20 protein-coding genes are annotated in these 19,660 nt (G+C 69.2%); 11 read left to right on the plus strand and 9 right to left on the minus strand.

All coding sequences use genetic code 11. From position 1 onward, the window contains the following. Window positions 1-30: 30 nt before the first annotated feature. Entirely contained in the window at window positions 31-474 is a 444-nt protein-coding gene (locus P5G52_RS06595) for a PLD nuclease N-terminal domain-containing protein (RefSeq protein ID WP_301225779.1), read from the minus strand. Between the two features lie 30 nt (window positions 475-504). On the opposite strand from P5G52_RS06595, the gene P5G52_RS06600 reads away from it, so the two are divergent. Further along, window positions 505-810: a DUF4229 domain-containing protein gene (locus P5G52_RS06600; protein ID WP_301225781.1), complete on the plus strand. Its 306-nt coding sequence runs from the start codon at window positions 505-507 to the stop codon at window positions 808-810. A 21-nt stretch (window positions 811-831) separates the two neighbouring features. Here the strand turns inward: P5G52_RS06600 and P5G52_RS06605 are convergent, their stop codons facing one another. From P5G52_RS06605 to P5G52_RS06625, 5 genes are all read right to left on the minus strand, one after another. Next, complete coding sequence (locus P5G52_RS06605; RefSeq protein WP_301225783.1) at window positions 832-1,719, minus strand: 1,4-dihydroxy-2-naphthoate polyprenyltransferase; 888 nt, start codon at window positions 1,717-1,719, stop codon at window positions 832-834. 49 nt (window positions 1,720-1,768) lie between these two features. Next, a complete protein-coding gene (locus tag P5G52_RS06610) occupies window positions 1,769-2,899 on the minus strand; it encodes an AMP-binding protein (RefSeq protein WP_301225785.1) in 1,131 nt (376 codons plus the stop codon). A gap of 7 nt (window positions 2,900-2,906) precedes the next feature. Further along, entirely contained in the window at window positions 2,907-3,854 is a 948-nt protein-coding gene (locus P5G52_RS06615) for a 1,4-dihydroxy-2-naphthoyl-CoA synthase (RefSeq protein ID WP_087074591.1), read from the minus strand. Between the two features lie 111 nt (window positions 3,855-3,965). Beyond that, window positions 3,966-4,829 (minus strand): SGNH/GDSL hydrolase family protein, encoded by an 864-nt coding sequence (locus tag P5G52_RS06620; protein ID WP_301225788.1) that lies wholly within the window; start codon window positions 4,827-4,829, stop codon window positions 3,966-3,968. Next, the gene (locus P5G52_RS06625; protein WP_301225790.1) at window positions 4,826-5,257 is read right to left on the minus strand and encodes a PaaI family thioesterase; all 432 of its coding nucleotides are present in this window, start codon (window positions 5,255-5,257) and stop codon (window positions 4,826-4,828) included. The genes P5G52_RS06620 and P5G52_RS06625 overlap by 4 nt, the downstream gene beginning before the upstream one ends. Before the next feature lie 501 nt (window positions 5,258-5,758). Here P5G52_RS06625 and P5G52_RS06630 point away from each other — a divergent pair. Genes P5G52_RS06630 through P5G52_RS06650 form a run of 5 tightly spaced genes read left to right on the plus strand, consistent with a single transcriptional unit; the run spans window position 5,759 to window position 11,455 of the window. After that, the gene (locus P5G52_RS06630; RefSeq protein ID WP_435868692.1) at window positions 5,759-6,997 is read left to right on the plus strand and encodes an ABC transporter substrate-binding protein; all 1,239 of its coding nucleotides are present in this window, start codon (window positions 5,759-5,761) and stop codon (window positions 6,995-6,997) included. 3 nt (window positions 6,998-7,000) lie between these two features. Further along, the gene (locus P5G52_RS06635; RefSeq protein WP_301225815.1) at window positions 7,001-7,987 is read left to right on the plus strand and encodes a carbohydrate ABC transporter permease; all 987 of its coding nucleotides are present in this window, start codon (window positions 7,001-7,003) and stop codon (window positions 7,985-7,987) included. Beyond that, complete coding sequence (locus P5G52_RS06640) at window positions 7,984-8,898, plus strand: carbohydrate ABC transporter permease (protein ID WP_301225817.1); 915 nt, start codon at window positions 7,984-7,986, stop codon at window positions 8,896-8,898. The genes P5G52_RS06635 and P5G52_RS06640 overlap by 4 nt, the downstream gene beginning before the upstream one ends. Then, window positions 8,895-10,376 carry a GH1 family beta-glucosidase gene (locus tag P5G52_RS06645; protein WP_301225819.1) on the plus strand — a complete coding sequence of 494 codons (1,482 nt, stop codon included), beginning with the start codon at window positions 8,895-8,897 and terminating at the stop codon, window positions 10,374-10,376. The genes P5G52_RS06640 and P5G52_RS06645 overlap by 4 nt, the downstream gene beginning before the upstream one ends. After that, window positions 10,376-11,455 (plus strand): LacI family DNA-binding transcriptional regulator, encoded by a 1,080-nt coding sequence (locus P5G52_RS06650; RefSeq protein WP_301225821.1) that lies wholly within the window; start codon window positions 10,376-10,378, stop codon window positions 11,453-11,455. Before P5G52_RS06645 ends, P5G52_RS06650 begins: the two co-directional genes overlap by 1 nt. Here the strand turns inward: P5G52_RS06650 and P5G52_RS06655 are convergent. After that, the gene (locus tag P5G52_RS06655) at window positions 11,386-13,581 is read right to left on the minus strand and encodes a S9 family peptidase (RefSeq protein WP_301225823.1); all 2,196 of its coding nucleotides are present in this window, start codon (window positions 13,579-13,581) and stop codon (window positions 11,386-11,388) included. The two genes, P5G52_RS06650 and P5G52_RS06655, sit on opposite strands and share 70 nt — an antisense overlap. A 182-nt stretch (window positions 13,582-13,763) precedes the next feature. On the opposite strand from P5G52_RS06655, the gene P5G52_RS06660 reads away from it, so the two are divergent. Together P5G52_RS06660 and P5G52_RS06665 are read left to right on the plus strand one after the other, a co-directional pair. Next, entirely contained in the window at window positions 13,764-14,264 is a 501-nt protein-coding gene (locus P5G52_RS06660) for a helicase associated domain-containing protein (RefSeq protein WP_301225825.1), read from the plus strand. Window positions 14,265-14,427: 163 nt separating this feature from the next. Continuing rightward, the gene (locus P5G52_RS06665; protein WP_301225827.1) at window positions 14,428-14,778 is read left to right on the plus strand and encodes a DUF7793 family protein; all 351 of its coding nucleotides are present in this window, start codon (window positions 14,428-14,430) and stop codon (window positions 14,776-14,778) included. Window positions 14,779-14,813: 35 nt separating this feature from the next. On the opposite strand, the gene P5G52_RS06670 is transcribed toward P5G52_RS06665, so the two are convergent. After that, window positions 14,814-15,257 (minus strand): Lrp/AsnC family transcriptional regulator, encoded by a 444-nt coding sequence (locus P5G52_RS06670; protein ID WP_301225829.1) that lies wholly within the window; start codon window positions 15,255-15,257, stop codon window positions 14,814-14,816. Window positions 15,258-15,464: 207 nt separating this feature from the next. On the opposite strand from P5G52_RS06670, the gene P5G52_RS06675 reads away from it, so the two are divergent. The 3 genes from P5G52_RS06675 to P5G52_RS06685 are packed head-to-tail and all read left to right on the plus strand — an operon-like array spanning window position 15,465 to window position 19,263. Further along, window positions 15,465-16,652 (plus strand): thiamine pyrophosphate-dependent enzyme, encoded by a 1,188-nt coding sequence (locus P5G52_RS06675; protein ID WP_435868651.1) that lies wholly within the window; start codon window positions 15,465-15,467, stop codon window positions 16,650-16,652. After that, window positions 16,649-17,716: an alpha-ketoacid dehydrogenase subunit beta gene (locus P5G52_RS06680; protein WP_301225831.1), complete on the plus strand. Its 1,068-nt coding sequence runs from the start codon at window positions 16,649-16,651 to the stop codon at window positions 17,714-17,716. The genes P5G52_RS06675 and P5G52_RS06680 overlap by 4 nt, the downstream gene beginning before the upstream one ends. 2 nt (window positions 17,717-17,718) lie before the next feature. Further along, window positions 17,719-19,263, plus strand: coding sequence for a dihydrolipoamide acetyltransferase family protein (locus P5G52_RS06685; protein ID WP_301225833.1), 1,545 nt, complete (start codon window positions 17,719-17,721; stop codon window positions 19,261-19,263). Between the two features lie 51 nt (window positions 19,264-19,314). On the opposite strand, the gene P5G52_RS06690 is transcribed toward P5G52_RS06685, so the two are convergent. Beyond that, window positions 19,315-19,590, minus strand: a complete 276-nt coding sequence (locus P5G52_RS06690; RefSeq protein WP_301225835.1) for a hypothetical protein — start codon at window positions 19,588-19,590, stop codon at window positions 19,315-19,317. Window positions 19,591-19,660 lie beyond the last annotated feature (70 nt).

A 19,660-nucleotide genomic window follows, 5' to 3' on the forward strand; every position in this document is an offset into this window, starting at 1 on the left:
TCCCCTGGAGGTGTCAGGCCTCCGGCCGCGTCAGGGGCGGTGGACTCCCGCAGGACCGGAGCCGGCGTCGTCGTTGCCCTCGCCGTCGTGCTTGTCGTCCTTACGGCTGTCCCCGGAGGCGTCGCGGGCCTTGGCCTCGCGCTCCCGCTGTTCCTTCTCCCGGAGGCGCCTCTCCTGCTCGCGGGCCCGCTGTCGGCGCTGGGCCTCGAGATTCTGGAGGAAGGCGGGATCGTCGTCGGGAGCGGTCGGCGTGCGTGGCGCCGGTCGCCGCGGCCCGGAGGGACCTTCGCTGCGCGGGCGGCCGAACAGGAACCACATCCCCGCACCGATGAGCGGCAGGACGAGGATCGTGACGAACCACGCGGTCTTCGAGATGCTCCGCACTTCGTGTTTTCGGCTCATGACGCAGTCGATCAGTGCATAGATCACGACGGCGACCCCCAGGATCGCGGCGAAGAGCAGGAGGCGGGGCATGCGCCAATTGTAGGCGAGTAAACTTGCAGCGTGGCCTTCCTCAAATTCACCGCCCTCCGCCTGCTGCTGATCGTCGTGTTCTATGTGGCGTGCGTGCTGCTCGGGCTGGGACTGTTCCTGTCCGCGGTGGTGGCGGCCATCCTCGCCTGGTGCGTGACGTACCTCTTCTTCCGCAAGCTCCGGGATGCCGCAGGGGCCACCCTGCAGCGGCGGTTCACCCCCGGTGCCCCGCCGCTCCGCACGGCCGTCGAGCTCGACGACGCCGCGGCCGAGGACTCGCTGGATCCGAACACCCGGGTCAATGCGGATCGCCGGCCCCGCGGCAACGCGGCCTGATCCTCGGCTGGGCGCGGCCGCTCAGCCTCGCAGAAGTACGGTGGTGACGATGCCCGCAGCGAAGAGCACGCTGAACGCGAGGTTGATCAGACCCGTCTGCTTCAGCACCGGGATCAGGCTCCTGCCCTTGTCACCCTTCAGCATCAGCCGGCTCGGCGTCAGGCAGGCCGGGATGAGCAGCAGGACGAGCAGCACCCAGGGGTAGTCGGAGATCAGGAACACGGGCAGCAGGATAGCTGCGGCCAGCATCAGGACGTAGCTGATGCGGGCAGCAGGGTCCCCCAGCCGGACGGCGAGTGTCCTCTTCCCGACGACGCTGTCCGTCGGGATGTCCCGGACGTTGTTGGCCATCAGGAGCGCCACGGCGATCAGGCCGGTGCTCACGGCCCCGATCCACGCCGCGCCGCTGAGCTGGCCCGCCTGCGTGTACGTGGTCCCGAGCGTTGCGACCAGCCCGAAGAACACGAAGACGAACAGGTCGCCCAGGCCGAGATACCCGTAGGGATTCTTTCCGCCGGTATACCCCCACGCGGCCGCGATGCAGCCCACGCCGACGAGGAGCAGCACCCAGGCCTGCGACAGGACAACCAGGGCCAGGCCGGCGAGCATGGCGAGGCCGAAGCACGCGAAGGCGGCCAGCTTGACCTGCTGCGGCTGCGCGACACCCGACCCCGTCAGGCGGAGCGGACCGACGCGCTCGTCGTCCGTCCCCCGGATGCCGTCGGAGTAGTCGTTCGCGTAGTTCACGCCGACCTGCAGCAGCACGGAGACGACCGCCGCGAGCACGGCGTTGACGGGCCGGAAGGATCCGAGGCCGAACGCGGCGGCGCTCCCGATGATCACGGGCGCGAGAGCCATCGGGAGGGTGCGGGGACGGGCTCCTTCAAGCCATTGAGCGGCAGTCGCCACGGAGTTCCTTCTTGTCGGTCGGTCGGTTGTGCTTGGTGCCTCGAACGCCCTAGGCGCGCTCGAGGAGCGCCTGGATGGTCCGGCGATCGGGCTTGCCACCGGGTAGCAGGGGGAAGGCGTCGAGGCTCACGATGGCCTTGGGAACGGCGTGCGCTCCCAGTTCGACGTGGACCGCCTGCCGGATGACGTCGGCGTCGACGTCGCCGACGATCGCCGCGGCGACGGCCGTGCCCCATTCCTCGCTGCGGATGCCGAGCACCATCGCCTGTTCCACGCCCGGGAGGGCCTGGATCACATCGGAGACCTTCGCTGCCGACACCTTGAGTGCGCCCGTGATGATGACGTCGTCCAGACGCCCGTGGACGGTGACGGAGCCGTCGAGTGCCACGTCGCCGGCGTCGTCCGTGACGAACCAGCGCTGGCCGGAATTGAAGACGAACTTCTCCTCCGTGAGCTCGGGGGCGTCGAGGTAGCCGTCGGCGAGGACGGACCCGCCGATGCGCAGCCGGCCCGCGACCGAGCGGAGTTCGACGCCCTCGAGCGGAGTCCCGTCGTAGACGCAGCCGCCACAGGTCTCGCTCATGCCATAGGTCTCGACGATCTTCAGGTCCTGGCTGCGGGCGAGGGCGCGCAGGGGTGCCCCGGCCCGTGCACCGCCGAGGAGGATGGCATCGAAACGGCGCAGGAGCCGGAGGGTCTCGGCGGACGGATCCGTCAGCAGCCGGTGGAGCTGCGTCGGGACCAGCGACGTGAGACGGACCCGGTCGGTCAGTTCCGCCGCAGCCTCGGTGAAGGCCTGCGGCGTGAAGCCCGCGGAGGTGTCCATGACCCAGGGCTGCGTGCCGGCGTAGAGCGACCGGACGAGCACCTGGAAACCGGCGACGTAGTGCACGGGGAGGGTGAGGAGCCACTGGCCCTCCGCCTTCAGGGCGAAGGCCGTACCCATGGCCGACGCGGCGAGGGCGTCGACGCTGAGCATCGTCTGCTTGGGTGCGCCGGTGGACCCCGACGTGCTGATGACGGCGGCGATCTCGTCGTTCGGCAGCGAGCCGCCGAAGGTCTGGTCCGGCCGCACGTGGGGCGCGACGGCGGGACCTTCGCCTGCCAGCGCGGCGGCGAGGGGCTTCAGCAGTCCGAGGGGGTCGAAGCCCTCGGGGGTGTGCACGGGGAGGAGTTCCACGTGTCTCCTAGAAGTAGTAGGGGAACGAGGACCAGTCCGGAGCGCGTTTCTCGAGGAACGCTTCCTTGCCTTCCACGGCCTCGTCGGTCATGTAGGCGAGGCGGGTCGCTTCACCGGCGAACACCTGCTGGCCCGCGAGGCCGTCGTCGGCGAGGTTGAAGGCGAACTTGAGCATGCGGATGGCCTGCGGGCTCTGCCGCGCGATGTCTGCGGCGTAGGCCAGCGCCGTCGTCTCGAGTTCCGCGTGGTCGACCGCCTCGTTGACCGCGCCCATGTCCACCATGTCCTGTGCGGAATATTCGCGGGCCAGGAAGAAGATCTCGCGTGCCTTCTTCTGGCCGATCTGCCGGGCCAGGAGCGCGGAGCCGTAGCCGGCGTCGAAGCTGCCCACGGTGGCATCGGTCTGCTTGAACTTCCCGTGCTGGGCCGAGGCGATCGTCAGATCCGCGACGACGTGCAGGCTGTGTCCACCGCCCGCCGCCCAGCCGTTGACGACGGCGATGACGACCTTCGGCATGGTCCGGATGAGCCGCTGGACCTCGAGGATGTGGAGCCGACCCGCACGGGCGGGGTCGATCGTCTCCTTCGTCTCGCCCTCCGCGTACCGGTACCCGTCACGGCCCCGGATGCGCTGGTCGCCGCCCGAGCAGAAGGAATGCCCGCCGTCCCGCGGGCTGGGACCGTTGCCGGTCAACAGCACGGTCGCGACGTCGGGGCTCATGCGGGCGTGATCGAGGGCCCGGTACAGCTCATCCACTGTTCCGGGGCGGAAGGCGTTGCGGACCTCGGGGCGGTCGAACGCGATGCGTACGGTGGGGAGGTCGCGCACTACGGCGCCGTCGCGCTCCACCTGGCGGTGGTAGGTCAGATCCGTGAAGTCCTCGAAACCCGCCACGACGCGCCAGCGGGTGGGATCGAAGATGTCGGATACCTTGGCGGGAAGCTCTGAAGTCACCCGTCGAGTCTAGCGGCGAGGCAACCCAAGGCCGGTCCGGACATCCCGCTGCACGAGGGGGCCGGCGCGGGGCCGGCTGCACCGGGCCGGGCAGGACGGATCAGCAGCGCCCTAGCGCTGGAGTCGGGCGAAGTTGACCGCGCTCCGCACGGCCGGGTAGTACCCGGACTTGTAGCCCTTGGCGGTGGGGTGCAGGTTGTCGACGGCGCCCGGCTGGAAGGTGATCCACGGGTTGCGGGAACCGAGCCCGTGTCGCTCGAACCTCGGCACCAGATCCACGAAGATGAAGCCGTGCGCTTCGGCCTGTTGGCGGATCACGGCGTTCAGGGCGTCGGTGCCTTCGTTGAATGCCTTCTGCGACGCCAGTGGAATCAGCGCGTTGCCGAAGTCGGGCGAGAACAGGTGAGGGTAGCCGGTGACGACGACGGTGGCGTCGGGGGCCTTTTCCCGGATGCTGTCGTACAGTGCGTCGAGATTTGCAGCGAGCACCGGCAGCGCCTTCGCACTCGTGGCTGCGATCACCTGCTGGCAGACATCGGTGGGCTGCGTCGCGCAGGCCCCTGCCACGGTTCCGAAGCCGGCGTCATTGCCGCCCGCCGAGATGGTGACGAGGTCGGTATCAGCGGACAGTGCAACCAGCTGCTCCCGGAGGTCGATGGCGCCTCCAGGCTCCGTGGCGACCTTCGCGCCGGCACACGTCGCGTCCTCGTCCAGATCGATCTGCTTCTTGGCGTCCAGGAGTCCGGGTAGGCCGAGGTCCGACCGGCCACAGAAGCCGTATTGCTCCGTGTCGGAACCCGACAGAGCGCCGAAGCCGGACGCGTAGGAGTCGCCGAGGGCGACATAGGACAGGGGCTCCTTGGGCGCTGCCGCGACAGGACCCGCGGAACCGCCGAGCAACGCCGCGGAGGTCGCGGCGGCAAGGGCGATGAACCTGGTGGGACGGAACCGGAGGGTGCGCGTCGCTGGAGTCATGGCTCAACGCTACTCACGGTTGCGGGTTTGTCGAGGAGGAGGTTGGTGATGCGGAGCGTGCAGAGCCGCCGGCCGGCCTCGTCGGTCAGGAGCACCTCGTGGGTCGTGAGGGTCCGGCCGAGGTGGATGGGGGTCGCCGTGATCGTGACCGTGCCGTCCCGCGCGCTGCGGTGGTGGGTCGCCGACACGTCCACTCCGACGGCGGTCTTCCCGAGGGTAGACGCGTGGATCACCGCGGCCCAGGAGCCGACGGCCTCGCCGACGGCAAGGGAGGCGCCTCCGTGGAGGAGCCCGAAGGACTGGCGGTTGCCTTCCACGGGCATCGTCGCCACGACCCGCTCGGCTGATTGCTCGAGGATGGACACGCCCATCTTCTCGTCGAGTTCACCGAGCGAGATGGTCCAGGGGGGAAGGGATTCGTGCGTCATCGCCCGGCTGCTCCTGATCGGGGTCCTGGTGGGTCGTCCACCACTCTAACCGCGGGGGCGCCGGGACGTGACGTGGCGTAACGATCGGATCACGGGTAAGCAAACAGACAGCCCTGACCTGCGGCTATAGGTTTCGGGGAAAAAATGTCGTGGCCGTGGAAGCGCTCCCACTTGACAGTGTCCTGGGTCACAGTCAGGATGGGTGCACAGCGTGAGAGCGCTCCCACGGTGCCTGATCAGTCGGTGGGTCCGCGGCCTCTCCTGCTTCGAACCACTCTCTCCGGCAGGGTTCCGGGTACTCCCGCAACCGCCGCCGCCACCGTCCTGGACCGGGTCCGCAGGAACCGGCTCCGCAGGCGGATCCCCCTCCGGCAGTTCCTGCCGGGATGTTCCACCCAGACTCCGCTGCACCCCGCAGCGGTATCCAAGCTGACAAAGGAGTCACCCGTGCACAGCAGAGCACGTATCACCGCACTTTCGGCCGCGGCAGCATGCCTCGCCATGGCCCTCACCGCCTGCGGGTCCGGCGGATCCGGCGAGGCCGGCGTCGACGGCGAAACCGGTACCGAGGACGTCACCCTCTCCATCGGCACGTTCAACGAGTTCGGCTACGAGGAGCTGTTCGACGAATACGAGCAGCTCAACCCGAACGTCACCCTCGAACACAAGAAGGCTGCCACCTCCAACGAGGCCCGGGACAACCTGACCACGAGGCTCGCCGCCGGGTCCGGCCTGTCGGACATCGAGGCGATCGAGGTGGACTGGCTGCCCGAACTGCTCGAGTACCCGGACCAGTTCGCCGACCTCACCGACCCCGCAGTCGAGGGCCGCTGGCTGGACTGGAAGACCGCCGCAGCGACCACCGAGGACGGGCAGCTCATCGGATACGGCACCGACGCCGGGCCCCAGGGCGTGTGCTACCGCGCCGACCTGTTCGAGAAGGCCGGACTGCCGAGCGACCGGGAGTCCGTCGCCGAGATGCTCGACGGCTCGTGGCAGGACTACTTCGATGCGGGCAAGAAGTTCGTCGCCGCCAGCGACGGCGTGGCCTGGTTCGATTCCGCCGGAGCCACCTACCAGGGCATGATCAACCAAGTCCAGAACGCCTACGAGGACGACGACGCAGCCGTGATCGCCACCGAGAACCCCGAGGTCAAGGACATCTACGAGCAGGTCCTGCAGGCGTCCGTCACCGACGGGCTCTCCGCCCACCTCACGCAGTGGGAGGACGACTGGACGGCGAGCTTCCAGTCCGACGCCTTCGCCACGAAGCTCTGCCCGGGCTGGATGCTCGGCATCATCGAGGGCAACGCCGAAGGCGTCGAGGGCTGGGACATCGCCGATGTCTTCCCCGGCGGCGGTGGCAACTGGGGCGGTTCGTACCTGACCGTTCCCACCCAGGGCGCACACCAGGCCGAAGCCAAGAAGCTCGCCGAATGGCTGACCGCCCCGGAGCAGCAGATCAAGGCTTTCGAGTCGAAGGGCACGTTCCCCAGCCAGGTCGAGGCGCTCGAGAGCGAGGAACTCCAGGGACAGGTCGACCCGTTCTTCAACGACGCACCGACCGGTGAGATCCTCGCCAACCGCGCTGCCGCCGTCGAGGTCACGCCGTTCAAGGGCCCCAAGTACTTCGCGATCAACGACGCGATGCAGCAGGCACTGACCCGCGTCGACGTCGACAAGACCGACGACCCGGCCTCCTCCTGGGAGAAGTTCGTCACCGCTGTGGGCGCTCTGTAGCCGATGGCCGTCACGGACCGGGTCCAGCCTCCTCCCGATACGCATCAGCGGCCGCCGCGCGACAGGAACGTCAAGCGGCTGGCCCTCTCCCAGAAGGTGTCGAAGTGGGACGTCAAGCTGTCCCCGTACCTCTACATCTCGCCGTTCTTCCTGCTCTTCGCCATCACGGGCCTGTTCCCCCTGCTGTACACGGCATGGGTCTCGCTCCACACCTGGAACCTCATCGGGGGCCAGGGCGAGTTCACGGGGCTGGAGAACTACGAGTTCGTGCTCGCGCAGCCGTTCTTCTGGAATGCGGTAGGGAACACGTTCAGCATCTTCCTCCTCTCGTCCATCCCGCAGGTCGTCCTCGCCATCGCCATCGCCGCGGTGCTGGACGCCAACCTGAGGGCCAGGACGTTCTGGCGGATGGGCGTCCTCGTTCCCTTCGTGGTGGCCCCCGTGGCCGTCGGGTTGATCTTCAACAACCTCTTCGCTGACCAGGCAGGCCTGTTCAACGAGCTGTTGACGGGGATTGGGCTGGACCCGGTCCGCTGGCACTCCGAGTCCCTGGCGAGCCACGCGGCCATCGCCACGATGGTGAACTTCCGGTGGACCGGGTACAACGCGCTCATCTTCCTCGCCGCCATGCAGGCCGTCCCCCGGGACGTCTACGAGGCGGCAACCATCGACGGTGCCGGACGCCTCCGGCAGTTCTTCTCCGTCACCGTCCCCATGCTGCGGCCGACCATCATCTTCGTGGTCATCACCGCCACCATCGGCGGACTCCAGATCTTCGACGAGGCCAGGGTCTTCGACCAGGCGGGCCTCGGCGGCGCGGACCGGCAATGGCAAACGCTCACCATGTACATCTGGGAGCTCGGCTGGGGCCAGCGCAACTTCGGCAGGGCCTCGGCGGTCGCCTGGCTCCTGTTCCTGATCATCGTCCTCATAGCGATGGCCAACTTCCTCATCACCCGCCGCATCGCAAGCCAGGGAGGCCGACGATGAGCTCCATCCCCATGATCGAGCAGACTGCAGGCAAGGGCGCCGCCCGTGCGGCGCAGCGGGGGCTCGGCGCGAGGCGCCGCGGCGCTCCGGGCGGCACCATGCGGCGCCCCGGGTTCCTGACCTACGGCTTCCTCGGCGCGGTGATCCTCGGCTCCGTGTTCCCGCTGTGGTGGTCCTTCCTGGTGGGCAGCCACGACAGCTCGGTGATCAGCAAGGGCGTACCCCTGCTTCCCGGGGGCAACTTCCTCGCCAACGCCGCCACCGTGCTGGACAGCATCCCGTTCTGGAAGGCGCTCGGCAACAGCTTCATCGTCTCCACGGTCACGGCGGCGTCGGTGGTGCTGTTCTCGACCCTCGCCGGCTTCGCCTTCGCCAAGCTCCGCTTCCGGGGCAGCAAGGTACTGCTGGTGTTCGTGGTCGCCACGATGGCCGTACCCACCCAGCTGGGTGTGGTGCCCCTGTTCATCGTCATGGCGAAGCTCGGCTGGACCGGCTCGCTCTGGGCCGTCATCGTCCCGGGCGTCGTGACGGCCTTCGGGGTCTTCTGGATGACGCAGTACCTGCGGGACGCGTTGCCGGACGAGCTGATCGAGGCCGTACGGATCGACGGCGCCTCCATGATCCAGGCGTTCTGGTACGTTGGCCTTCCAGCGGCCCGACCGGCGGCGGCGATGCTCGCACTGTTCACGTTCGTCGCCACGTGGACCAACTTCTTCTGGCCGTTCATCGTGCTGGATCCGTCCAACCCCACACTCCCGGTGGCGCTGCAGCTGCTCCAGGCCGCGCACTTCGTCGATTACTCGATCGTGCTGGCCGGAGCGGTTCTCTCCACCATCCCGCTGCTGCTCCTCTTCGCGGTCGCGGGACGCCAACTCGTTTCAGGAATCATGCAAGGAGCAGTCAAAGGATGAGCAGCACCGAACGAACCTTCCCCGAGGGCTTCCTCTGGGGCGCGGCGACAGCCGCCTACCAGATCGAGGGCGCCGCCCGGGAAGGCGGCAGGGGACCGTCCATCTGGGACACGTTCTCCCGCGTCCCGGGAGCGGTGGCCGACGCGCACAACGGCGACGTCGCCTGCGACCACTACCACCGGTCCGCGGAGGACGTGGAGCTCATGAAGAGCCTCAACCTGCAGGCCTACCGCTTCTCGACGTCCTGGTCGCGCTGCATGCCGGACGGAGTGACGCCCAACCTCGAGGGGATCCGGTTCTACTCCACCCTCGTGGACCAGCTCCTCCAGGCCGGCATCACGCCGTGGCTCACCCTCTACCACTGGGACCTGCCGCAGGCCCTCGAGGACAAGGGCGGCTGGACGAACCGCGATACCGCCTACCGCTTCGCCGAGTACGCAGCGGTGATGCACGAGGCCCTCGGCGACCGCGTCCGGATCTGGACGACCCTCAACGAACCCTGGTGCGCGGCGTTCCTCGGCTACGCGGCCGGCGTGCACGCGCCGGGACGGCAGGAGCCGACCGCGGCACTCGCCGCCGCCCACCACCTGCTGCTCGCGCACGGGCTGGCAACCCAGGAACTGCGCCGCCGGGACGGGGACGCCACGCTCGGCATCACCCTGAACCTCACCGTCCCTGATCCCCTCGACCCCTCCAGCGAGGACGACCGGGACGCCGCCCGGCGCATCGACGGCCAGTTCAACCGCATCTTCCTCGACCCCGTGCTGCGCGGCTCGTACCCGGAGGACGTGCTCCGGGACGTCGAGCACCTGGGGCTGACCGATTCCATCCGGAAGGGCGACCTGGAGATCATCGGCACCCCGATCGACGTGCTGGGCGTCAACTACTACCACGGCGAGGCCGTGACGAAGACGCCGTCGGACGAGGCGGCGCCGCAGGAGGGCCACGCGCCCGTCGAGCGCCCGGTCTCCTCGCCCTACGTCGCCGCCTCCGGCGTACGCTCCGTTCCACGGGGCCTGCCGGTCACGGCCATGGACTGGGAGGTGCAGCCGGACGGTCTCCGCCGCCTGCTGAACAGGCTGCAGGACGAGTACACCGGCCCTGCGGGCATCCCGATCTACATCACGGAGAACGGCGCCGCCTACGACGACGTCCCCGATGGGTCCGGCTTCGTGGACGACCAGGACCGCCTCGCATTCTTCGACGTCCACCTCCGGGCCATGAAGGACGCGATCGACGACGGCGTGGACCTCCGGGGCTACCTGGCCTGGTCCCTGCTGGACAACTTCGAGTGGGCGTGGGGCTACCACCAGCGCTTCGGGCTGGTCCGCGTGGACTACGGGACGCAGGAGCGGACTCCGAAGGCCAGCGCCCTCTGGTACGCACGCGTCGCGGCCTCCAATGCGCTCCCGTCGGCCCTCCCGTCGGCCGCCTCATCCACTGACGGCGGAAGCGCGGGTGTCGTATTGTCGAGGTGATGAACACGTCCCCGCCCCGGTCGCTACGGCACGCAGCAGTTCGCCCGAGCCCCACGCTCGAGGATCTCGCCGTGGCAGCCGGGGTGTCGCGGTCCACGGCGTCGCGTGCCATCAACGGCGGGGACCGTGTCAGCCCCGAGGCGCAGGCCGCGGTGGACCGCGCCGTCGTCGCCCTCGGCTACATCCCGAACCGGGCCGCCCGCAGCCTCGTGACCCGCCGGACGTCCTCCATCGCCCTGGTCATCCCGGAGCCGGATGTCCGCGTCATGATGGACCCCTTCTTCGCCGTCGTCATCACCGGCATCACGGAGGCGCTCCGCGAGACCGACGTGCAGCTGGTGCTGCTGATGTCGAGGACAGACGACGACTCGTCCCGCACGCTGCGCTACCTGCGGGGCGGGCACGTGGACGGGGCCATCGTCGTCTCGCACCACAAGGCCGACTCCTGGGCGAGGTCACTCGCCGAGACCGGCCTGCCGACCATCTTCATCGGGCGTCCGTGGGACATGGCGTTCGACGTCACGTACGTGGATACCGACAACGTGGGCGGCGGACGCCTCGCCGCACGTCACCTCGCGGGCATCGGGCGACGACGTCTCGCGACGGTCGCGGGTCCTGCGGACATGACAGCCGCCGTCGACCGCCTCCGCGGGTGGCGGGAGGGCCTGGCCGAGGCAGGGCTGCCCGAAGGGCCGGTGGTCCACGCCGACTTCACCACCGACGGCGCCGCGGCCGCGGCCCGCAGGCTGCTCGCCGAGCACCCCGACATCGACGGGATCTTCGCGGCCTCGGACCTCATGGCGCTCGGGGTCCTGGACGTCATCCAGGCGGCCGGCAGGACGGTCCCCGGGGACATCGCCCTGATGGGGTACGACAACCATGCCGTGGCGGAGACCGCCCCGACGCCCCTGACCACCATCACCCAGCCCATGGTCGAGATGGCCGTGAAGGCCGGGACCATGCTCCTCGAGGAGATCGAGGCTCCGGGCTCGCACCCGGAGCCGGTGATCTACTCCACGGAGCTGGTGGAACGTGCCAGCACCTCCGTGGCGCCCACCGCATCCGCCGCGAAGGCGTAGTCCCAGGCGACGTCACGCCAGCGCGAGTAGCGTCCGCTGGCCCCGCCGTGGCCGCCGTCCATCTCGGTCTTCAGGACGATCGGCTCGCTGCCCGTGGTCGTCTCCCGGAGTTGCGCCACCCACTTGGCCGGTTCGACGTAGAGCACCCTGGTGTCGTTGTAGCTCGTGACGGCCGCGATGCGCGGGTACGGCACCGGCCGCACGTTCTCGTAGGGGGTGTACTCCTTCATGTAGCGGTACACCTCGGGGTCGGTGATCGGGTTGCCCCATTCCTCCCATTCGAGCGCCGAGAGGGGCAGCTCCGGGTCGAGGATGGTGGTGAGCGCGTCCACGAACGGCACCTGTGCCACGATCGCCCGGTACTTCTCGGGAGCGAGGTTGGCGACGGCGCCCATGAGGAGGCCGCCGGCGGACCCGCCCATCGCAGCGATCCGCCCGGGATCCGCCCAGCCCGAGGCGCCGAGGTAGGTGGTCGCATCGACGAAGTCGGTGAAGGTGTTCTTCTTCGCGAGTTTCTTGCCCTGGTCGTACCAGCTGCGCCCCATCTCACCGCCGCCGCGGACGTGCGCGGTGACGAAGACGATGCCGCGGTCCAGCAGGGACAGCCGCGCGATGGAGAAGCCCGGATCCATGCTGACCTCGTAGCTGCCGTACGCGTAGATGACCGCGGGATGGGTGCCGTTCGGGACGAGCTCTGCGCGGCGGACGACCGAGAGCGGGATCAGCGTACCGTCCGCGGCCGGCGCCCACTGCCGCTCGGCGACATAGGAGGAGGGGTCGTAGCCGCCGCGCACCTCCGTCTCCTTGCGTAGCTTCAGCGAGCCGTCCTCGAGGACGTAGTCGTAGACGCGCGGGGGTGTGAGGTAGGAGGTGTAGGACAGCCGGATGATCGGGGAGTCGAACTCCGCGTTGGCGAGGTTGCACGAGAAGAGCTCCTCGTCGAAGTCCGGTTCCGTCGGCGGCTCCTGGTCCGCCGTCCCGAGCCCGGCGAGCGGGAGGACCTGCACGCGCTCGATGGTGTCCTTCCGCACGGACAGCACGAGGTGGGTGCGCGTGACCGAGGCGCCATTCACCCGGACGGCGTCGTCGTGCGAGATGACCGTGGTCCACTGCTGCTCCGCGAGCGGGCGTGCGAACTCGCCCGCGGCGACGAGGCTCACCATGGAGTTCTTCGCGTTGCGGTCGTGCGTCAGCAGATAGTGGGGCGCCCCGCCGATGGTGACGGGCTCGGCGTCGTACAGGATGTGCTCGTCGCGGGAGATCAGCGTGGTCAGCCCGTCCTCCGGCCTCGCGAGGTCGAGGACACGGTACTCGCTGTACTCGGAGCATCCGATACTGATGAGGAGCTGCGTGCGGTCGGCGGAGACCTCGAAGCCGGTCCACATCGCGACGTCGTCCTCCTGGTACACCACGACGTCGTCCGCGACCGGGGTGCCCAGCGTGTGGACACGCACCTGGTAGGGGCGCCAGGCGTCATCGACGACCGTGTAGTAGACGCGCGTACCGTCGGGGGAGAAGGACAGCCCGTAGAAGATGTTCGGCACCTCGTCGGGGAGGAGTTCCCCCGTCTCGAGGTTCTTGATGCGCAGGGTGAACCGCTCGTCGCCGGCATTGTCCTCGCAGTAGGCGAGCAGCGTGCCGTCCTCGGTGACGGACAGGCCCCCGAGGGAGAAGAACGGCTTGCCCTCGGCGAGTTCATTGCCGTCGAGCAGGATCTGCTCGCCCGGAACGGGCCGGCCGGGTACGACCTCGGGGGGCGTCCAGTCGCGGCTGAGGTCGCCGGTGTCCTCCGCGGCAGTCCGGCACTGGATGCCGTACTGCTTCCCTTCCTCCGTCCGCGAGTAGTACCACCAGCCCTTCTTGCGAGCCGGCACCGACAGGTCGGTCTCCTGCGTCCGTTCCCTGATCTCGTCGAAGATCGCTTCCCGCAGCGGTTCCTGGTGGCGCGTGACGGCGTCGGTGTACTCGTTCTCGCGCGTGAGGTAGTCGATCAGCTCGGGGCTCTCCTTGTCGCGCATCCACTCGTAGGAGTCGACGAACGTGTCGCCGTGGTGCGTGCGCGGCTGGGGCACCTTCCTGGCCGGCGGCGGAACGGGGACAACGAGTGCGATGGCATCAGCGGTCATGGCTCCCATCTTGCCACTGCCGCTCCGGCGTCCGGTGACCCCGGAAGGGCGGGCGGGCCCTTGGACCCGGGCGGCCTGCCGTGCTGTTTCGACGTCATGAACCGGTCAGATGTAGTTGGTAAGCATACTTATCAGTAAACTCACTACTGATCGTCCGATTCCTGCTTTCGAGAGGCCATTCCATGGCGACGACATCCTGGGAGGTTCGGCTGAGGGCCCTGACGGCCTTCGTCGCCGCCGAAGGTCGGGAACCCTCCGGTCGCGCAGCCTCGCCCGGTGAGCACCGGCTCGCCCTCTGGCTCGAGGAGCAGCGGAAGTCGGTACGGGCCGGAAGGCTGGGTGCCGGGCGCGTACTGGCCTTGCAGGAAGCAGGGCTGCTGCAGGAGCGGGAGCAGCGCGACAGCAGCCACAGCGGTGCAGTGTGGCTGAAGGTCGAGAGCATCGCCGACTTCCTCGAGGAGGAGGGGCGCCTGCCCTCGTTGACGTCGCCGCAGTCGGCCGGAGAGAAGCGCCTGGCAGCCTGGCTGCACGCGCAGCTCGCCGGACGCTCGAATCCCGAACCGGCCGCTGCCCTGCGTCATCTCGTGCAGCTCGCAGAAGCGGCCGAGGCGGCCAGGGCGACGGAAGCGGCCGCCAAGGCGGCGGAAGCCCGCAGAGCCGCACCCCTCGCCCACTCGCGCTGACCCGCCGTCACCCTCCGGACCGGTCGTCATGATATCTTCTGGCACATCCGGCGTGATCGCGCGCACTTCGCGGCAGTGCGGCAAGCGCGGACGTCGAGGCCTCGTCCGAAGGGGGACCATGGAAAGCCTGGCGGCAGCAGGCGGAAGGGCTACGGTCCGGTTGGTGGCATCGGACCTCCAGCACCTCGCCTGGGCTGCGCGCGTGGCGATAACTCCCGACGACGCATTGTCCGTCCTCGCCATGAGCAGGCAGCTCTCGGGTGGCCGCCCCTACGCGATCCTCGTCGAGATGACCGAGATCGTCGATCTTCACCCCGGTGCGCGTGCTTCGTTCAACGCGGAGGCGCTCGTGGTCGCGGCGGCATTGCTGGGGGATGGGCCCATGGACGAGGTGCTGGCGGCCGGGGCCCGCCGTGCCGTTCATCCCACCCGCTTCTTCACCTCGGAAGCCAGCGCGTACGAGTGGCTGCGGGCTTCCCTCGAGGATTCCAGGTCAGGGCTGACCAAGCCGTAGTTCCGCTGCTCTCGCACCGCGAGGACGGTGACGAGTCAGCGCGTGTCGAGGTCCTCGAAGACGAGGAACGTCTGCGTGTCGAGTACGCCGGGCATCGACTGCAACTGGTCGAAGATGACGCGTCGCAGCCCGACATTGTCTTCCGCCCGCACCAGCAGGATCACGTCGAAGTCGCCACCCACCAGTGCGATGTGGTGGATCTCGGGGATGGTCCGGAGGCTGTCCCGGAGCTCCCGCCACGAATCCTGCCGCACCTTGAGCGTGACGTAGGCGGAGGACCGCAGCCCCGCCTTGGCATGATCGATGATCGCGGTGAACCGCGTCAGGACGCCGTCCTCGGTCAGCCTCGCGATCCGTGAGTAGGCGTGTGCGCGCGAGATGTGCACGCGCTCCGCCACCGAGGTGACCGACTGCCGGCCGTCCCTCGTGAGCTCGGCGAGGATCTTCCGATCGACGTCGTCCAGGCTGCCATCCGCCACGTGTCCACACTCCTTCATGTAATGCAGCTCACACTACCAATACGTCCACACAAAAGTGCGTTTTTCGCCCGATGATCCACACTTCCCGCAGTCCATGGATACAAAAGAGGCGCCTGCGCATACTGGACCTACACAGCATCCAGCGCCGGAGCTACCGCCCGGTGCATCGTAGGAGAGCCGCCGCGGGCGGCCGAAGATGGAGGCGGGATGAGTACGGCAACGAATGGGCGCGGAAGCATGGAGGCGTCGGCCGGCGGAACCCAGCAGAGCATGGACAGCGCCCTGCTTCCGTCGGCGAAGCCCGTGCAGCTGGTGGATCCGGAGGGATGCCACACGCACGACGACCGCTACCCGCTGCCCGATGGGGAGCTGTTGCTCAGCGCCTACGGACACCTCGTCGCGGGCCGCCGCATCAACGACCAGGCCAACGCCCTCGTCCGGCAGGGGCGCCTGGCGGTCTATCCCTCGTCGCATGGCCAGGAGGCCTGCCAGGTGGCCGCCGCCGTCGTCCTCGCCGGGGAGGACTGGCTCTTCCCCACCTACCGCGACACCGTCGCCGTCATCACCCGTGGCATCGATCCGCTGCAGGTCTTCTCCCTGCTGCGCGGCGACTGGCACGGCGGCTACGACCCGCACGAGCATCGAGTGGCACCGCAGGCCACGCCGCTCGCCACCCAGCTGCTGCATGCCGTCGGGGTGGGCCACGCGGCCAAGCTGCGCGGAGAGTCCACCGTGGTCCTGGCGATGTGCGGGGACGGGGCGACCAGCGAGGGTGACTTCCATGAGGCGATGAACTTCGCGGCCGTCTTCCACGTCCCCGTGGTGTTCCTCATCCAGAACAACGAGTTCGCGATCTCCGTTCCTCTCGATCACCAGACGGTCGCTCCCTCGCTCGCGCACAAGGCGATCGGCTACGGGATGCCCGGCGAGCGCGTCGACGGCAACGACCTCGCTGCCCTCCTCGCCGTGCTCGGAGCCGCGGTGGACCGCGCGCGCGACGGCGGCGGACCCTCGCTCATCGAGGCGCACACGTACCGGATGCACGCCCATACCAACGCCGATGATGCCACGCGCTACCGCTCGGCCGACGACGTCGAGCGCTGGGTGCCCAGGGATCCGATCCTGCGGATGCGCACCTACCTGCGCGGGCTGACCCTGCTCACGGACGAGGGCGAGCACGCCCTGTCCGACGCGGCGGATTCGATTGCCGCCACCATCCGCGGAGGATTGAACACGGAGGCCGAGGTGGACCCGGCACAGCTGTTCGAGTACGTGTACGCCGAGAAGACATCCCAGCTACGCGAGCAGGCGGAGCAGCTGCGGGAGGAACTGGCGCGGGATGCCGAGGCCGAATCAGCGGGAGCCGGGGACCAGGCGGAGGGGGAACTTCGATGACGCAGACCACGGAAGCACCCCCGGCGGGCTCCCCGCACCGGTCCCGGCCTGTTCCGGTCAAGGCCGCCTCGACCTTCGCACAGGCACTCAATGCTGCGCTCGCGGACGCGATGGAAGCCGACCCGACCGTCCTGATGTTCGGCGAGGACGTGGGCGTGCTCGGCGGAGTCTTCCGCATCACTGACGGCCTCACCGCCAGGTTCGGGGAGGAACGCTGCTTCGATACGCCGCTCGCCGAGGCGGGCATCGTGGGGATGGCCGTGGGGATGGCCATGAACGGCATGAGGCCCGTGGTCGAGATGCAGTTCGACGCCTTCGCCTACCCGGCCTTCGAGCAGGTGGTGAGCCATGTCGCGAAGATGCGCAACCGCACGCGGGGCGCGGTGCACCTGCCGATCGTCATCCGGATCCCCTACGCCGGGGGTATCGGCGGAGTCGAGCACCACTGCGATTCGTCCGAGGCCTACTATGCGCACACACCCGGCCTCACGGTGCTCGCTCCGGCGACGGTGCGCGACGCCTACTTCCTGCTGCGCGAGGCCATCGCGTCCCCGGATCCGGTGGTGTTCCTGGAACCGAAGAAGCTGTACTGGTCGCGGGAGGACGTCGACCTCGCGGAGCTCCGACGTACCTTCGAGGACGGGCAGGCTCCCCGGCGCATCGGGCGCGCCGTCGTGGCCCGTGCCGGAACCGACGCGACCCTCATCAGCTACGGCCCATCCGTTCCGACGGCTCTCGCAGCAGCTGCCGCTGCCGCCGAGGAGGGGCGCTCGATCGAGGTCATCGACCTCCGGTCCATCGTCCCGTTCGACGACGAGACCGTCTGCGAGAGCGTGCGACGCACCGGACGCGCCGTCGTCGTCGCCGAAGCCCCGGGGTTCGCCTCGGTCGCCTCGGAGATCGTGGCGCGGGTGCAGGAACGCTGCTTCCATTCCCTCGCCGCACCCGTGCTCCGCGTCACGGGCTTCGACATCCCGTACCCCTCCCCGAAGCTCGAACACTTCTACCTGCCGAGCGTCGACCGCATCCTCGACGCCGTGGACGACCTGCAGTGGGAGGACTGACCGTGAGCGTGCCGACCATCACCCCGAAGCTCCTGGTCTTCGCCCTTCCCGACCTCGGGGAGGGGCTGACCGAGGCGGAGCTCGTGTCCTGGCTCGTCGCCGAGGGCGATGAGGTCGCTGTCGACCAGCCGGTCGCCGAGGTGGAGACCGCCAAGGCTGTCGTCGAGGTTCCGTCGCCCTTCGCGGGCACCGTCGCCGTCCTGCACGGCAAGCCCGGGGAGGTCCTGGCCGTCGGGGCACCGTTCCTGTCGGTGCGCCCCGAGGGTGTCGACTCACCGGCTCCCGGTGCGACCACCGGCGAAAAGTCCGCGCAGGAGTCCGCGCAGGAGTCCGTCGAGCAAGCGGCGGTCGAAATGCGGGAGGACGCGGGGGTTCCCGCACCGGCGGCCCGGGCGATGGAGGACCGGCCCGCGGGCAGCGCGGGTTCGGGAAACGTACTGATCGGGTACGGGACCCCCGGCGGCCTCACCGGAGGGCGGACCCGTCCGCGCAGGAAGGGCGGCCGCCCAGCCGCATCCGCACCTGCCACCGGGCCGACCGCCAACATGGACCCCGGGGCGGCTCCCAGGGCATCGGCTCCCACGACAGCGGCCCGCGGGCTCGCACCTCTCTGTGTGTCCCCGCTGGTCCGCAGGCTGGCCCGGGACCACGGGCTCCGCCTGGATGCCATTTCCGGATCGGGGGAGGAGGGGCTCATCCTGCGCAGGGATGTGGAGCAGGCCCTCGCGCGATCGGAGGACCAATCCGGTGCGGTCCGATCGGCCGGTGACCAGCCGTCATCGGGCGAGGACTCCCGCATCCTTCCGGCACAGTTGCATGAGCTCGACTCCCGCTCCGGGCTCGCCGTGCTGGAGCGGACACCGCTCCGGGGAGTCCGCCGAACCATCGCCGACGCGATGACCCGCAGCAGGCGCGAGATCCCGGAGGCGACGGTCTGGGTCGACGTCGACGTGACGGCCCTCGTCGAGTTGCGTGAGGGCATGAAGCGACGCACCCCCGACGCGGTCCCCGGCATCCTGGCCTTCGTGGCCCGTTTCGTGGTCGCCGGCCTCGCCCGGTACCCGGAGTTGAACAGCAGGATCGCGACGGGCGGCGACGGCACCCAGGAGGTGGTGCGGGTGGACGGAGTGAACCTCGGGATCGCCGCGCAGACGGAGCGGGGGCTCGTCGTGCCCAGCATCCGTCGGGCGGACACCCTGTCCGCCCGGGAGCTCGACGCGGAGATCCGGCGCCTTGCCGCCAGCGCGCGTGACGGCAAGGCCTCCCCGTCGGACCTGTCCTCGGGCACCTTCACCCTCAACAACTACGGCGTGTTCGGCGTCGACGGCAGCGCGGCGATCATCAACTATCCCGAGGCGGCGATCCTCGGCCTGGGCCGCATCCTCGATCGTCCCTGGGTCGTGGACGGGCAGCTCGCGGTGCGCAAGGTGACCGAACTGACGCTCGCATTCGACCACCGCGTCTGCGACGGCGGCACCGCGGGTGGGTTCCTGCGCTTCGTCGCGGACGCGATGGAGGACCCGGGGGCGATGCTCGCCGACCTGTGACCGCGGCCCTCCGGGCGGGGACCGCGGCGACGGGTATCCAGCGGTCCGGTATCAGGCGTCGTCAGGGTTGCCGAGCAATCCCCGCTGCGCCAGGTCGGCCTCGGGCGCGGAGCCCTCGGGCAGCGGGTCCGTGGCGTCCGGGACGTCGTCCGGCACGTAGTCCTTCAGGCCGAGAGCGACTTCCTCGCGCTCGGTGGCGAGGGCGAGGGCGTCGTCGTCCACGTGGTCGTCGGCCTTCCCGTGTGTCTGGCGGGAGGGGCGCGGCAGGGCGTCGTTGTCGGGGTTGAGGTCGTCCAGGGTGGGGAACTCTTCGTTGATATCAGCCATTCCACCACCCTAGGAGCGGGACAGCGGCCGGTCGATGCGAATCCGCCGGCGTCGGGCGCCTTCCGCTTCG

The organism is Arthrobacter burdickii (assembly GCF_030433645.1).
Taxonomy (GTDB): Bacteria; Actinomycetota; Actinomycetes; order Actinomycetales; family Micrococcaceae; genus Arthrobacter_D; species Arthrobacter_D burdickii.